The organism is Nocardia sp. NPDC058480 (assembly GCF_042720495.1).
Taxonomy (GTDB): Bacteria; Actinomycetota; Actinomycetes; order Mycobacteriales; family Mycobacteriaceae; genus Nocardia.
The window spans coordinates 48,624-62,883 of the sequence record NZ_JBHXMN010000025.1 but is presented as its reverse complement, the minus strand read 5'-3'; the positions used below and the strand labels follow the sequence as shown (position 1 = coordinate 62,883).

13 protein-coding genes are annotated in these 14,260 nt (G+C 68.1%); 3 read left to right on the top strand and 10 right to left on the bottom strand.

Annotation, left to right across the window (positions count from 1 at the left end):
* Positions 1-199 precede the first annotated feature (199 nt).
* Complete coding sequence (locus tag ACFWO8_RS32315) at positions 200-601, bottom strand: hypothetical protein (protein WP_378973808.1); 402 nt, start codon at positions 599-601, stop codon at positions 200-202.
* A gap of 80 nt (positions 602-681) precedes the next feature.
* Positions 682-2,181, bottom strand: coding sequence for a flavin-containing monooxygenase (locus ACFWO8_RS32310; RefSeq protein ID WP_378973803.1), 1,500 nt, complete (start codon positions 2,179-2,181; stop codon positions 682-684).
* A gap of 99 nt (positions 2,182-2,280) precedes the next feature.
* Between ACFWO8_RS32310 and ACFWO8_RS32305 the strand changes: the two genes are divergently transcribed.
* From ACFWO8_RS32305 to ACFWO8_RS32295, 3 genes are all read left to right on the top strand, one after another.
* Entirely contained in the window at positions 2,281-2,835 is a 555-nt protein-coding gene (locus ACFWO8_RS32305) for a YdcF family protein (protein WP_378932472.1), read from the top strand.
* Positions 2,836-2,956: 121 nt separating this feature from the next.
* Positions 2,957-4,579 (top strand): GMC oxidoreductase, encoded by a 1,623-nt coding sequence (locus ACFWO8_RS32300; RefSeq protein WP_378973796.1) that lies wholly within the window; start codon positions 2,957-2,959, stop codon positions 4,577-4,579.
* A 180-nt stretch (positions 4,580-4,759) separates the two neighbouring features.
* A complete protein-coding gene (locus ACFWO8_RS32295; RefSeq protein WP_378973791.1) occupies positions 4,760-5,482 on the top strand; it encodes a VIT family protein in 723 nt (240 codons plus the stop codon).
* Positions 5,483-5,536: 54 nt separating this feature from the next.
* Here the strand turns inward: ACFWO8_RS32295 and ACFWO8_RS32290 are convergent, their stop codons facing one another.
* From ACFWO8_RS32290 to ACFWO8_RS32255, 8 genes are all read right to left on the bottom strand, one after another.
* Entirely contained in the window at positions 5,537-7,108 is a 1,572-nt protein-coding gene (locus ACFWO8_RS32290; RefSeq protein ID WP_378973785.1) for a Na+/H+ antiporter, read from the bottom strand.
* Between the two features lie 235 nt (positions 7,109-7,343).
* Entirely contained in the window at positions 7,344-7,991 is a 648-nt protein-coding gene (locus ACFWO8_RS32285; protein ID WP_378973778.1) for a hypothetical protein, read from the bottom strand.
* Positions 7,992-8,119: 128 nt separating this feature from the next.
* Positions 8,120-9,073 (bottom strand): MlaD family protein, encoded by a 954-nt coding sequence (locus tag ACFWO8_RS32280; RefSeq protein ID WP_378973774.1) that lies wholly within the window; start codon positions 9,071-9,073, stop codon positions 8,120-8,122.
* Positions 9,070-10,122 (bottom strand): MlaD family protein, encoded by a 1,053-nt coding sequence (locus tag ACFWO8_RS32275; protein WP_378973769.1) that lies wholly within the window; start codon positions 10,120-10,122, stop codon positions 9,070-9,072. Before ACFWO8_RS32275 ends, ACFWO8_RS32280 begins: the two co-directional genes overlap by 4 nt.
* Positions 10,119-11,216 carry an MlaD family protein gene (locus ACFWO8_RS32270; RefSeq protein WP_378973761.1) on the bottom strand — a complete coding sequence of 366 codons (1,098 nt, stop codon included), beginning with the start codon at positions 11,214-11,216 and terminating at the stop codon, positions 10,119-10,121. The genes ACFWO8_RS32275 and ACFWO8_RS32270 overlap by 4 nt, the downstream gene beginning before the upstream one ends.
* Positions 11,216-12,235: an MlaD family protein gene (locus ACFWO8_RS32265; protein WP_378973754.1), complete on the bottom strand. Its 1,020-nt coding sequence runs from the start codon at positions 12,233-12,235 to the stop codon at positions 11,216-11,218. Before ACFWO8_RS32265 ends, ACFWO8_RS32270 begins: the two co-directional genes overlap by 1 nt.
* On the bottom strand, positions 12,223-13,227 hold the full coding sequence (locus tag ACFWO8_RS32260) for an MlaD family protein (RefSeq protein ID WP_378973745.1): 1,005 nt from the start codon (positions 13,225-13,227) through the stop codon (positions 12,223-12,225). The genes ACFWO8_RS32265 and ACFWO8_RS32260 overlap by 13 nt, the downstream gene beginning before the upstream one ends.
* On the bottom strand, positions 13,224-14,258 hold the full coding sequence (locus tag ACFWO8_RS32255; RefSeq protein WP_378973740.1) for an MlaD family protein: 1,035 nt from the start codon (positions 14,256-14,258) through the stop codon (positions 13,224-13,226). The genes ACFWO8_RS32260 and ACFWO8_RS32255 overlap by 4 nt, the downstream gene beginning before the upstream one ends.
* Positions 14,259-14,260: the final 2 nt, after the last annotated feature.

Genomic DNA, 14,260 nt, shown 5'->3' with positions numbered 1-14,260 from the left:
CAGTCAGGCGCTCAACGTCCTACCTCGTGTCTCAACCGCTGGGCGGCTGAGTCGGTGTCCGTGTCGCTCTGACTCGAATAAAGTTACGTGCCGACCAACACGAAGTCAAATCGCCTGGACAATCCGGCGTTTCCCCAGGAAAAGACGAACAACGCCGCTCCGATGACCGGGGCGGCGTTGTCGGATGGATCAGGACAGCTCAGGCGTTCGGTCGCCAGGTGGCCACTGCCCAGATCACCACGATGTCGACGGCGATGATCAGGATCGACCACCACGGGTAGTAGGGCAGCCACAGGAAATTGGCGATGATCGACAGTGCCGCGATCACCATCGCTGATACCCGGCCCCAAGTCTGGCCGGCCAGCAGGCCGATCGCGATGATCACCGCGAGCGCGCCGAGCACGATGTGCCACCAGCCCCAGCTGGTGAGGTCGAACTGGTAGGTGTACTCCGGTCCGACGACGATGAGATCGTCGTTGGCGACCGCGGAGATTCCCTGGAAGATCTGCAGGACACCGACCACCGCCAGCAGGATGCCAGCGCCGATGGAGGTTCCTGCCGCGATCCCGTCGCGCAGGTGGTGCTGATTCGTGTCTGTCATCGCTGGGCCTTTCCCGTCAGGTCAACGCCACGTGCCACCACGGCACACGACAACGGTAGGAACCCGACGAGCCGCGCGCCTCACCCGTTGCGGGTGAACTCCCCTACCCGCCGCGACACCGGTCGCAGGGTTTTGCCGAGGTCGGTACGCAGGGTGATCAGCGCGTCGAGCAGGTAGTTCTGCCTGACCTGCCACGGATGACGGTCGCCCTGACGGGGAAACGCGGCGATCGAGCGCAGGACATAGCCGGCGTTCAGGTCGAGCAAGGGGCGTTCGGCGAGCGCACCCTGGGGTTCGGGGACGACCGCGGCACTGCCGGTGCGGTCGAGGTGGGTGAGGACTTTGCAGACCAGACGGGAGGTGAGGTCGGCGCGCAGTGTCCATGACGCGTTGGTGTAGCCGACGCAGATGGCGAAGTTGGGCAGGCCGGTGAGCATGGCGCCCTGCCAGACGAACTGGTCGGCCAAGGGCACGGGGGTGCCGTCGACCGAGGGCGCGATGCCACCGAAGGCCAGCAGGCGCAGGCCCGTGGCGGTGACCACGATGTCGGCGGGCAGCGTCTGCCCCGATACCAGGCGAACCCCAGCGGGGACGAAGGCGTCGATATTGTCGGTGACCACCGAGGCCTTGCCCTTTTTCATCGCCTTGAAGAAGTCCGCGTCGGGGGCGGCGCACAGGCGCTGGTCCCACGGGTCGTAGTCGGGGGTGAAGTGTTCGGCGACGAGCTTGTCGTCTTTGAGGATGCGCGTGGTGAGGTCGGTGAGCAGTTTGCGCGCGGCGGCGGGGCGACGGCGGCAGAACTGGTAGAAACCGATGTTGAACAGGATGTTCTTGGTCCGGATCAGCCGATGGGCGAGACCGGCGGGGAGCAGTTTGCGGATCTTGTCGGCCTGCTTGTCGCGGCCGGGAACTGCGCTGATCCAGGTGGGGCTGCGCTGCAGCATGGTGACGTGCGCGGCGTCGGCGGCGAGGTTGGGCACCAGGGTGACAGCGGTGGCCCCGCTGCCGATCACGACGATCCGCTTGTCGCGGGTGTCGAGGTCGGCGGGCCAGAACTGCGGATGCACCACGGTGCCCGCGAAGTCTTCCTGGCCACCGAACTCGGGGGCGTGCGGCTGCTGATAGTCGTAGTAGCCGGCGCAGGTGTAGAGGAAACCGCAGGTCAGGGTGCTCAGTTCGGGGCCGTCGGGGCCCTCGTGGGCGATGGTGAGTTGCCAGCGGGCCTGCGCCGATGACCAATCCGCGCCGATCACCCGGGAACCGAAGCGGACGCGCCGGTCGATGCCGTTCTCCTGCGCGGTCTCGCGGATGTAATCCAGGATGGCGGCGCCATCGGCGATGGAACGCGCCGCGCGCCACGGCTTGAACGGGTAGCCGAGGGTGAACATGTCCGAATCCGAGCGGATGCCCGGGTAACGGAACAGGTCCCAGGTGCCGCCGAGGTCGGCGCGCGCCTCGAGGATGGCGTAGCTGCGATGCGGGTGCTCGGTCTGCAGCCGGTAAGCGGCCCCGATGCCGGACAACCCGGCGCCGACGATGACTACGTCGAGGTGTTCGGGGGCAACGGCGGTGTCGGTCATGGGCTCCAGTGTGCCTGGCCTACGACCGCGGCAGAAGGCCGCGTGCCTGGTCGATCGCGGGACCGCGGCCACCGCCGAGATTTCGGTATCGTCGGTGCCGTGTCGATCTTTCGGCGTGCGGGATGGTTGCTCGTCGGCGCACTGGTCACCGTGCTGGCTGCCGCGTTCGCTGGATGGCCGGTCTTCGTGCACCCCCAGATCGACCCGTTGCGGCCCGCTGACGTGATCGTGGTGCTCGGCGGCACCGCCTACGAACGGTTCGACCTCGGCATCGAACTCGCCGAGCGCGGCCTTGCCCCCGAGGTGCTGATCTCACAGTCCACCGGAGCCGACGATCCGGTGATGGACAAGTACTGCGGCGGCCGATTCGCCTTCCGTGTCTCGTGTTTCGTGCCCGACCCGTGGACCACCGACGGTGAGGCACGCGAAATCGTCCGGCGCGCAAAGATTTACGGGTGGCGCCACATCATCGTAGTCACGTTCACGCCGCATGTGTCGCGCGCCAGATACATCGTCGAGAAGTGCTATGACGGCGAGATCACCATGGTCGCCAGCCCGTCGGACTCCGGTCTGGAGTTCTGGTCGTGGATGTATGTGCGCCAATCCGCCGGGTACATCAGAGCTTTCGTCAATCAGCATTGCGAGACCGACTGACACACGGTGGTCCGGCTCCTACAGTGAGACCAGCGGTGCCTCCACCGACACTGTCCATCGCCGTCATCTATCCGACGGCGCACACCGCACTTCGGGGGCAGCGCTGGTGAGAGGACCGCCGATGCTTGTCGAGGATCTGCGCACTGCCGGAGACGACGCGCTGCGCACCCAGATCTGCGTCATCGGGTCGGGCCCAGCGGGCCTGACGGTGGCTACCGAACTCGCCGCCGCCGGACTACAGGTACTGGTGCTGGAGAGTGGTGGTCACGAGATCACCGCGGACGAAACAGCATTCGCCGCGATAGAGAGCGTCGGCGCTCCGCGCGCGGAGCAACACCGGATCGCGGGCAACCGGGTGCTCGGCGGGAGCTCACACACCTGGGCCGGACGCTGCGGTGTGCTCGACGACCTCGACTTCGCCAATCGGCCCTGGGTCACCCGGTCCGGCTGGCCGATCGACACGGGTGCGCTGCGGCCCTACGCCGAACGGGCGGCCGCGCATGCCGGGCTCGGGCACGGCACCGGCTTCACCGAGCACGAGTTCTGGCCGCTGTCCGGACGGCAGGCACCCGCTGACGCGCTCGACACCGGCTCGTTGCGCCCCTACTTCTGGCAGATCAGCCGCGACCCGGCCAACCGGTTCGACTGCAAGCGGTGGGGTCCGCACGTGCGTGACATCGTCGCGCCGACCGCGCGGGTGCTGGTGAACGCGACGGTGACCCATATCGACACCGATGCGACCGGCGCGCATGTGAATTCGGTCGAGGTGACAGGTGCGGGTGGGCGCGTGCGCACCGTCGAGGCGCGGATGTTCGTGCTGGCCGCGGGTGGGATCGCCACGCCACGGCTGCTGCTGGCCTCGCGGCGGACCGTCGCCGGTGGGATCGGGAATCGGTACGACCAGGTCGGGCGGTACCTGATGGATCATCGCTGCGGGGTGGTCGCGACGCTGCGCCCCGCCGACGCCGGGGCGGCGCTGGACCGGTTCGGCAAGTACGTGGTCAAGAGCGCGCGGGGTCGGCACACCTTTCTGCACGGGTTGGCGTTGTCGCCCGCGCTGCAACGGCACGAGTCGCTGGTGAACTGTGCGCTGTGGTTGCAGGAGGTCACCGCCGACGACGATCCGTGGGAGTCGGTGAAGCGGGTGCTGCGCGGGCGAGTGCGGTGGCAGGACGTGCGAATCATGATGTCCGACACCGGCCTTCTGCTCGACGGTGCGCGACGCAGGCTGATCGACGGTGTCGGGATTCCGCATCGGCTGGCCGGTGTCGAGGTGCGGGCGATGGTGGAGCAGACCCCGGACGCGGACAGCCGGGTTCGGCTTTCGACGCGGACCGATCCGGTGGGAATGCCACTGCCGCAGGTGGATTGGCGGATCAGCGAGCAGGAGGATCGGACGGTGCGGCGGGCTACGGCGTTGCTCGTCGGCGAATTCGCCCGGCTCGGATTGCCCGCGCCGCAGGTGGTTCCCTCGGCCCTGCCCGACAGCACCGACCCCTTACCGTTCACCGACTGGGCGCATCCCAGTGGCACCACCCGGATGTCGGCCGATCCGCGGCACGGGGTCGTGGACCAGCACTGCCGGGTGCACGGAGTGGACAACCTCTACATCGCGGGTAGTTCGGTGTTTCCGACGAACGGGCACGTCAATCCGACGCTGACCGTGATCGCGCTCGCGGTGCGCTTGGCCGACACGCTGCGCGCCGGGCTGTCGGCCACTCCGAACCCGACGGCGGGTCGATGAGCTGAGCGAATGCAGGCTCGTCGACAACCGAACGATGATGTGCCGGTGCCCGACCGAGCTGAACCTACCGGACACGCTCTCGGCGAACCACTGACCCCTCAGCACCCCCTATCGAGCTGGCCGTGCCCGACTCGCCGTCGGTGAACCGCTGATCCCGCCGTGCCCGATTAAGCTGGGCCGGTGCCGGACCCGTCATCGACCAGCCATCCTCACGAACCCCATACCGAGGGCCTTGCGACGCGGTTGAACTGGCTGCGCGCCGGGGTGCTCGGCGCGAACGACGGCATCGTCTCCACCGCGGGGCTGGTCGTCGGTGTCGCCGCGACCACGAACGATGCCCAGACGATCCTCACTGCGGGTATCGCGGGACTGGTCGCGGGTGCGATCTCGATGGCCGCGGGCGAATACGTGTCGGTGAGCACCCAGCGGGATTCGGAGAAGGCGCTGCTGGCCAAGGAACGCCGCGAACTGGCCGACGAACCCGATTTCGAACTGGCCGAACTGGCCGGGATCTACGAGAAGAAGGGGCTCAGCCCGGCCACCGCCCGCACGGTGGCCGCCGAGCTCACCGCCCACGACGCGTTCACCGCGCACGCCGAGGCCGAACTGGGCATCGACCCGCGCTCGCTCACCAACCCGTGGGCGGCCGCGATCTCCTCGGCGATCTCGTTCACCTGCGGTGCGCTGCTGCCGTTGCTGGCGATCGTGCTGCCGCCCACCGAATGGCGGGTGCCGGTGACCTTCGCCGCGGTGCTGATCGCCCTCGCGATCACCGGCTCGGTGAGCGCGCGCCTCGGCGGTGGCAATCGCGCCCGCGCGGTGCTGCGCGTGGTCGTCGGTGGGGCGCTGGCGATGGCGATCACCTACGGGATCGGTGCGCTCACCGATTCCATGACCGGCTGAACCGCCGCTCATCGATCGATTCGACCTGCCCACAATGGCCTGGTCCGCGGGGGGTCAGTGCGTCGGGCCGAGGTCGAGGCGCCGGGTGACCCGGTCGACAACGTCCGGGGGCATGCCGGGTTCGCGGCGGGCAGCCTGGGCTTCGCGGCGGCCTGCTTCGGTGACGGCGGCGCGCACCGCGCGCATCTGGGAGGCGAAGGTGCGTTCCTTGTCCAGAGCCGCTTTCGCGTCGGCGTCCGCCGCTTCGGGATCGGCCTTGGCGGACAGGCGACGCAGCAGCGCCTTGAGGTCCTCGTAAACGTCTTCGGGGAGATTGTCGCGGGCGGCGATCGCCTTGAGTTCGGTGAGTTCGGCATTCACCACCCGGGTCCAGAGCGCCTGTTCGACGGCGCGTTCCTGCCGGGTGTCGGCGTGCACACCAGTGAGGCGCACCACCAGCGGGAGCGTCGGGCCCTGGACGAGCAGGGTGAACAGTACGACCCCGAACGCGATGAACAGGATTTCCGAGCGGGCCGGGAAGTCGGCGCCGGTGTCGAGGGTGAACGGCACGGCCAGCGCCAGCGCCACCGTCGCGACTCCGCGCATACCGGCCCACCAGGTGACGATCACCTCGCGCCAGGTGAACGGTTCGTCGGTGTAGGGCAGTTTGCTGCTGATCGCCCAGGTGGCCATCAGCCAGACCAGGCGCAATCCCACGACGACCGCGATCACCGCGACGGTGACCCCGGCCAGCCCCGGCCAATTGTGTCCGGTGGTTTCGATCACCACCCGCAGTTCCAGCCCGATCAGGGCGAACGCGAAACCGGTGATGAGCATTTCGGTGATGTCCCAGAACGAGTCGGCGACCAGGCGATAGTCACGGTCGCCGATTTCGGTGACGGCATCGGTGAGGTACAGCGCGCAGACCAGCACGGCGAGCACCGCCGAGCCCTCCCAGTGTTCGGCGATGCCGTAGGCGGCGAAGGGCAGCAGCAGGCTCAGGGCGACTTGGGCGGTGGCGGTGTCGAGGATCGTGGTGAGTTTGCTGCCGAGCCAGCCGAGCACCAGTCCGACGACAACCCCGACCACCGCGGCGATCGCGAAGTCAGCGAGCGCGTGCCACGGGCTGAACAGGCCGGTCATGACCACCTGGATACCGACGGTGTAGATCACGATCGCGGTGACATCGTTGAACAGGCCTTCGCCGCCCAGGGTGACGATCAGTCGGCGTGGCAGGCCGAGGCGGCCCGCCATCGAGGTGGCCGCCACCGGGTCGGGCGGCGCGACAAGGGCGCCGAGCACCACGGCCGCGGCGACGGCGGTGCCAGGACTCCAGGCCTGGAAGACCGCGGCGACCGCGATCGCGGTGGCGATCACCAGGCCGACTGCGCGCAACGCGATGGTCTGCCAGTTCTCCGCGAACTGCCGCCACGAGGTGCGGCGGGCGGCGGCGTAGAGCAGGGGCGGCAGGACCAGGGGCAGGATCAGCTCGGGCGGGATGTGCAGGGTCGGCACGGCCGGAATCAGGGCGAGCAGGCAGCCGAACAGGGTCATCAGGATCGAGGGCGCGAGACCGATGCGCGCTCCGAGCGGTTCGGCGAGCACGGCCGCGAGCAGGATCACCAGAGTCAGTACCAACTGGTCCATAGCTGACCAGTCTCACCGACATCGGTGACGCGCGGGGATCGACCCGCCGCCGGTCAGGGCTGCGTCCGGCGGACACGACTCACCTGCGCCGACTGCGCCGGACCGGCCAGCTCCACTCACCCGTGTCGACCGCGCAAATGGCCGACTCGGCTTACCACCGTCGACTGCACTGGATGTCTGGTCCGAACGTGATTCACCGCGACATCGACGGCGCGGTGTGATCGAGAGTCACAGCTCAGGGTAGGACGGCTACCGCCGGCGGGAGCAGAATCGGCGGGAGGGGGAACGGGAGTTGCAGAACCGGGGGCGGGGGCGGCGGTGGGGGTGGCGCTGGGGCTGGTTCGGGTTCGAAGACAGGTGGTGGTTCGACAGGCGGGGGCGGCGGCTCGTAGGCGGGCGGCTCGTAGACCGGAGGCGGCGGCGGGGGCTCGAAGGCAGGTGGCGGCGGTGCCTCGACAGGCACGGGCTCAGGGGCCGGTTCGGGTCCGGGCGGCGGGGGTGGTGGCGGCGGGGGTGGCGCGGGAACCGGTGCTGGAGGCTGGACATCGGGAGTGGTCACCGTGCATTGCCATTTGCCGTCGTCGTGGACGCGCCAGTGCGCGGTGATGCCACCGGCCGAGCAGTTTCCGCCGATCCGGCGGGCGGGCCACGGTGGCGCGAATTCCTTGGCTTCGGAGGCTTGTTGATCGGCGCCGGCGATCGGGGGTCCGTTGGCATCGGATCCCATCGGGTTCACCGACGGGTTGTCGTCACCCTGGTCGGCGCGCAGCACCAGACCGAGCGCGACCACCAGCGCGAGGATCGCGGCGAGTACCGCCGCGATCGCGATCATTCGAGTACTGCTGCCGGTCCGTGTTTCGGGACCCTCGCTGCTCTCTGCCATCGCACCGCCTCCGCCGCGGACCAGGTCCCCCGTCCAGCACGCTACCGCAAGGTTGCTCGCAGACCACCGATCTCGGCCGAACAACTACTGGCCAGGGCAGATACCTATATACGATGGTTGCCAGATATTTACTTGATCGCGACCCGCACCTTCACAGCGTCGGCGTCGGTGTTGTGCAGTGCCTGGGCGATCAGCGCGTTCAGATCGAGCTGCGGAGCGGTCGCGGTGACCGATTCGGTGAGTGGGCGCAGCCCGGGCAGCAAGGCCGAGAGCTCGGGGCCGAGCTCGTTCAGCTTGGCGGTGAGCTGCTCGAGCAGCGGCACCAGACCGCCGTCGCGCAGGTATATCTGCGGATCGCCGCCGCTGGCCCGGCCCACCGCCTCGACGAACTGATCGAGCACCTTGCTCAGGCGGATGAACTCGGGCGCTGCCGCGGAGGTGGCAGGTCCCGCCCAGCCGATGTCGCCGGATACGTATTCGAAGTTGTTCTGTAGTTGGCCGATCGCCGGGGCGCGGCTCATGAGCGCCGCGGCGAGCAGGTCGCCCGCCCTGGCCAGCTCGGGGACCACATTCTCGGTGCCGACCATCGCCGTGCCGAGCGTGTCGACCAGGGAGCCGACAACCGCGGGATCGAGCTGCTCGACGGTCTTGGTGACCAACCGCGCGACCTCGGGGATCGACATCGGGGTGCGCACGTTCTCCCCGGTCAGGCGCTGCCCGTCGGTGAGATAGGGCCCGTTGGCGTCGCGCGGTACGAACTGCACGTACGGCTCGCCGAGCGCGGACAGATGCTCGATGGTGACGACGCTGCTCATCGGCACCTTGTGGTCGGCGCCGAACCGGAAGCCGACCTGCACGCGGCCGCTCGCCGAGGTGTCGACCCCGGTGACCTCGCCGATCTCGATACCGGTGAGCAGGATCGGCGAACCGACGCTGAGGCCACCGGAATTCGCGATCTCGATCGAGGCCGCGGTGTAGTCGGCGAGCGGGTCGACGCGCACCACCCCGAAGGTCAGGTAGCTCGCGCCGAGCGCGGTGATGACGGCGATGCCGCCGAGGGAGGCCAGTGCACCGATCTTCATCGCACCATTCCGATCATCCGTAGCGCGGTGACGATCTGCGCCAGCTGGTCTTCCTCGGACACCTCGACACCGGTGACGTTCACCTTCGGTCCGCGCTCGGCGAAGGGAATGATCTTGTCGCGCAGCAGCGCGGTGAGCAGCGCCATGTTGGTCGAGGAGCGCAGGTCGGCCGAGCCGCCGGTGGCCAGCGGCAGGAACGCGTTCGCGGCGGCATCACCGGAGCTCGCGATCGGGGCCAGCCAAGTGAGCGAGGAACCGACCGGGCCCAGTGCCTCGAAGATCTTCATGGTCTTGGCGATCGAGTCCTGTGAGTCCGTGAGCGAAGCCACGGCCGCGGGGGTGAGGATGTTCGTCAGCGCGGTTTCGGTCTCGTCGTGCAAGATCGCCGCATTGCGGGACAATCCGTTGACCAGCAGGTCGACTTTGTCCAGATTCGCGGCCAGGTCGGCGGCGTCAGCGCCCATCACGGCTGAGATGCGCGCGGTTTCCCTTGGATCCTGTGGCATCACCGCGTTGATCCGGCCGAGCATCTCCTGCAGCTGACCGATCGCCCCACCCTGGACGAACAGGGCCATGGTGGCCATCGTGTCTTCCAGTTGCACAGGCGGTTTCGTGCGTTCGATCGGGATCGTGCCGCCGTCGCGCAGCAGCTCACCGAAGCCGTCCTTGGGGGTGGTGAGCGAGAGGTGGATGTCGCCGAGGATGGTGTCCTGGCGCAGTTCGGCGATGGACTTCGCCGGCAACGCGACTGTGTCGAGGATGTCGGCCTCGACGATGACGTAACCGCCGCGGCCCGCGGGGGCGTCGGCGGGCTGGACCACCCGCACACCGTCGACGATGCCGATCTCGGCGCCGTTGGCGATCACCTTGGACTTGGCGGGCAGGTTCAGCGCGCTGCTGAACTCGATCTGCACGCGGTAGGTCGAACCGCTGACAGTCGAGCCGGGCACCGGCACCTCGGCGGGGTCGAAACCACAGCCGCCGACCGCTAGCCCGGCCGCGACCACGAGGGCTATAACACTGTGCCGCAACATCTTTCGGGGGTTCATCGAGCACCTGCCATTCCCAGCACAACCTGCACGAGATTCACATCGGCCAGTCCCTGCGCCGGATCGGGGCACTGTCCCGGAATCAGCGCGTTCACCGCGGTACACACCTGGTCGGCCTCGCCGCTCGGCAGTGCGACCTTCGGCGGCGCGTAGGTGATCGCGGTGCCGCCCGCGGGATCGGTGGCGCTGCGGAACGCCGAGGCGAGCGCGGGCATCTTCGCCACGATCTCGCTCAGGGATCCGACGTTGGCGCGCAACAGCTTCACCAGCGGGACCGCGTCGTCGAGCGCGCCGATCAGCGGGTCGCCGAGGATGATGGCGATGTCGTTGAGCATCGGCAACACCTCGCTGAGACCGTCGAACAGCGAGGTGGCCGGGATGAGCAGGTCGTCGGAGGCCATGTTCAGCAGTGGCGCCAGCCGGACGAGCATCGTCTGCAGGTCACCCCAGTTGGCGGCGACTTTGTTCGACACCGAGGCGAACGCGTCGAAAAGACCGGCGAGATGACCGATATCGGCGTCGGGCTTGTTCATCGCCGAACCGAGAGTGTGGATGAGTTCGTTGATCGTCGGGCCGGTGCCCTCGGTTGCCCGGTTCAGCGAGGACAAACCGTCGGACAGGACGCTGGGCTGACCTGCGGCACCGCCGGCGAGCTGATCGGACAGGCTCGCCAGCGCCGTGAGTGTTTCGGTGATGCTCTTGGGAGTCAGCGTTTTGGTGAGGCAGCCGCCGTCGAGCGGGGGCGCGGTCTTGCCGGTGGTGAGCACCGCCAGATTGCGGTCCGCCGCGATCGAATACGCGACCGTGGTCGCGGAAGCGTCGGAGTAGACCGGGAATTCGGCGTCGACCTCGAATTCGACCCGCACCTTGGCGCCCTCGTTGCGCACCGCGGTCACCTCGCCGACGTTCATGCCGCGCATGGTGACGTGATTGCCAGGGTAGAGGCCGATCGCGTCGGGCATGAGCGCGCAATAGGATTCGGTCTTCTTCATCGGATCGAAGGCGACGAAGTAGCCGCCGGTCACCAGCGCGACGAGCACCGCGACACCGGCGATCGACATGAACGCCTGGGATCCGAGCAGTCGTTTCAGCATCAGCACGCCTTCCCGGGCAGCGGTACGCACACGCGGGCGCTGGACTGGTCGACCACGACACCGGCTTCGGGGGTCGCCAGCTGCGACAACTTGGTCTGCAGCTCGTGGACAGTCCCGATCACCGGCTCGAGTCGGCCGCTGAGTTCCCCCAGTCGCGGCAGCGCGTCGGCCAGCGCCTGCGCCTGCGGTTTCAGCGTGGACTCCCAGCTCGGGGCCAGGGCGGCCAGACGATTCACCACCGAGGTGAGCAACCGAATCGCTTCGGCCAGTTCGGCCTTCTTGCTCAGCAGCAGGTCTTCGAGGAGGTTGACGTTGTCCATCAACCTGCCCAGATCGGTCTTGGCGCCGTCGTACATGGTGACGTACTCGTCGACGACCGCGATCGACTTCGACACCTGGGTGCGCTGACGATCGAGCATGTCGACGTACTTGCCGACGGTGTCCAGCGTGGTGCGCAGCGCCTCCGGCGAGGTCTCGATCGCGGAGTTCGCGGCGGCCAGGTTGTTGCGCACGGTATCGCCGTCGACGGCGGCCAGCGGCGCGGTCGCATCCTGGAAGGTCTCGATCAGGCTGTAGGGCAAGCGAATTCGATCGGAAGGAATCGCCTTGTCGCCCAGGGGTGCCGAACCGGCCGGGTAGAGCGCGACGTAGTGGCCGCCGACCACGGTGAGCATGCGGACATCGAGCGAGGACTTGTCCCCGACGAACACCTCGTCGTTCACGGTGAACTGCATGAGCACCTTGTCGGGCTGCAGTTCCAGGGAGGTGACGCTGCCGACCGAGATGCCGGCCAGACGCACGTCGTCGCCCTCGCGCACCGACTGCGCTTCGCTGAGCTCGGCGGTGTAGGTGTGCTTGCCCAGCGGCACCACGTAGACCACGCCCGCGGCGATGATGAACAGCACGACCAGGCTCAGGCCGATGATCCCCATCCGCAGTTCCCGTGCGCGTTTGCTCGGTTCGTCGAGGATCGGCCGATTACCGGCGAAGAGCCCGGTCAACTTCGTCAGCGGTTGCATACGGTCACCTTCTGTCCGGCGATCAGCACCCGCAGCGGCGCGGGCACCTCGGCGGCACCGTTGCTGCAGTGCGGCGTGAAGTCGGCGAAGCCGCGCGCGAGCGAGGCGTCGACCGTGGCCAGCAGACCGGGGAGCTTTCCGAACACCTCGACAGCTTCCTGTGGATTCGGGAAAAGCCCGCGGATCATCGCGTCGACATCGGCGCCGCCGCCTTCGACCAGGCCGAGCGAGGCGAGCAACCGGTCCACCGGTGCCAGCACCGAGGGCGCTGTCATCGCGAACTGCGCGACGCCACCGATATTGCGCTGCATCGCCTCGAAGACATCAGTGAGCCGGGCCAGCAGCGGTACCAGGTGTCCGACCCGCCCGCCGTGGCGATCGGACAGTTCGGACAGGTTGTGGATCAGCGTGCTGATCACCTGCTGGCGGTCATCGGCATAGCTCGCGAGCTGGTCGATCGCGGTCAGGGCGGGGCCGAGGCCGGTGCCGTCACCCTCGATCACGGCGAGCATGCTCGCGGTGAACTGGTTGATCGCTTCCGGCGACAGCGTGGCGAGCACCGGCTTGAGGCCGCTGAACAGGCTCGTCACGTCGAAGGACGGGACGGTCATGTTCGCGCCGATCCGCGCGCCCGCGGCGATCGGCGTGCCCGGATCGGGCGCCTGCTGCAGGTCGATATAGCGCTGGCCGGTGAGGTTCTGGTACCGGATGGCCAGCTTGGAGTTGTCGTAGATCGGGGTGTCGGTCTTCACGGTGATCGCGACCTTGGCCTTGTCGCCCTCGAGGCTGATCTTCTCGATCTTGCCCACCTGCACGCCGAACATCCGCACGTCGTTGCCGACCTTGAGACCGTTGGCATCGGTGAACAACGCGTCGTGGGCGTTGGTGTCGCCGTCGACCGGACGCTTGATCAGGGTGAACACGAACCCGAGGATGGCGACCATCACCAGGGTAAAAACGCCGAGGCGCAGTGCGGTTCCGCGAATCTTCATCGCCCACCGTCCTTTCCGAACAGCGGCACCGCGATGCCGGGGACACCGCTGAGCTCGACGTCGAGGTTGAGGACCGGACCGTCGGGTCCGTCGGGCATGGCGCCGCGCAGGTTCTGCAGCAGGGCGGTGAGGTCGGCACCGGTCTGGCGCGGGTTCGGCGACATCTGCGCCAGTGCCACCAGCATCGGGGCGAGCATGTCGGTGGTCTCGGCGAAGTGCCCGCCCGCGGTACTCAAGGTGGTGCTGAGGGCTGGCAGGATGCCGCCGCCGATCACCCCGACACCGATGTCGTAGCGCTCCTTGTCGACTTGAACCACCCGGATCTCGCGGAGCTCGTCGACTACCTTCATGGCGGCGCCCGCGAACTGCCCGCCACCGTCGAAGGCGGGCCCGAGCTTGCCGAACATCTCCGAGGGCATCACATCCTGGTTGTCGGCGATGGTCTTGGAGACGGTGATCAGGGCCTGCACCAGCGGGGTGAATGCCTTGAAATCGGCGGCCAGCTGGGAGATGACGGTCGCCATCTGCGGGCTGGTCACGGTCATGCCGACCTGCGAGAGGCTGCGCAGGATCGCGCTCATCGTGGCGTCGTAGACCCGGTCGCCGTTCGCGCCCGTGAGGTCGAGCACCGCGCCCTCGCGCAGCGGCGAACCGCCCGCACCACGGCGCAATTCGATCTCGGCGATGCCGAACAGGTTGGTCGGGGCGTAGTCGATCGCGAGGCTGTCGTCGATGCCGACCAGCCGGTCGGAGTCGAGCAACAGTGCGATCTGCTGGGTGCCGCGCTCGCCGGGGGTCACCTCGGCGACCTCGCCGACCGTCACGCCGTCGACGCGGACCTGGCTGCCCGCGCTGATGCCGTCACCGAGGTGTTCGGTGTGCAGGGCGATGCGCAGGCCGTCTTCGGTGCGCAGGTTGTTGTAGGTGGCGGTCGCGAGGACTACCACCGCGATGAGGCCGAGGATGATCGCGCCGGTCAGTCGCGCACTGCGCCGATCGGCGGCGACTCCGGGCATTCCGTAGTTAGGCACTA

Bases quoted from the DNA above. Each gene is read 5' to 3' on its own strand.
- ACFWO8_RS32315 (WP_378973808.1), bottom strand. From the start codon at position 601: ATGACAGACACGAATCAGCACCACCTGCGCGACGGGATCGCGGCAGGA.
- ACFWO8_RS32310 (WP_378973803.1), bottom strand. From the start codon at position 2,181: ATGACCGACACCGCCGTTGCCCCCGAACACCTCGACGTAGTCATCGTC.
- ACFWO8_RS32300 (WP_378973796.1), top strand. From the start codon at position 2,957: ATGCTTGTCGAGGATCTGCGCACTGCCGGAGACGACGCGCTGCGCACC.
- ACFWO8_RS32290 (WP_378973785.1), bottom strand. From the start codon at position 7,108: ATGGACCAGTTGGTACTGACTCTGGTGATCCTGCTCGCGGCCGTGCTC.
- ACFWO8_RS32285 (WP_378973778.1), bottom strand. From the start codon at position 7,991: ATGGCAGAGAGCAGCGAGGGTCCCGAAACACGGACCGGCAGCAGTACT.
- ACFWO8_RS32280 (WP_378973774.1), bottom strand. From the start codon at position 9,073: ATGAAGATCGGTGCACTGGCCTCCCTCGGCGGCATCGCCGTCATCACC.
- ACFWO8_RS32275 (WP_378973769.1), bottom strand. From the start codon at position 10,122: ATGAACCCCCGAAAGATGTTGCGGCACAGTGTTATAGCCCTCGTGGTC.
- ACFWO8_RS32270 (WP_378973761.1), bottom strand. From the start codon at position 11,216: ATGCTGAAACGACTGCTCGGATCCCAGGCGTTCATGTCGATCGCCGGT.
- ACFWO8_RS32265 (WP_378973754.1), bottom strand. From the start codon at position 12,235: ATGCAACCGCTGACGAAGTTGACCGGGCTCTTCGCCGGTAATCGGCCG.
- ACFWO8_RS32260 (WP_378973745.1), bottom strand. From the start codon at position 13,227: ATGAAGATTCGCGGAACCGCACTGCGCCTCGGCGTTTTTACCCTGGTG.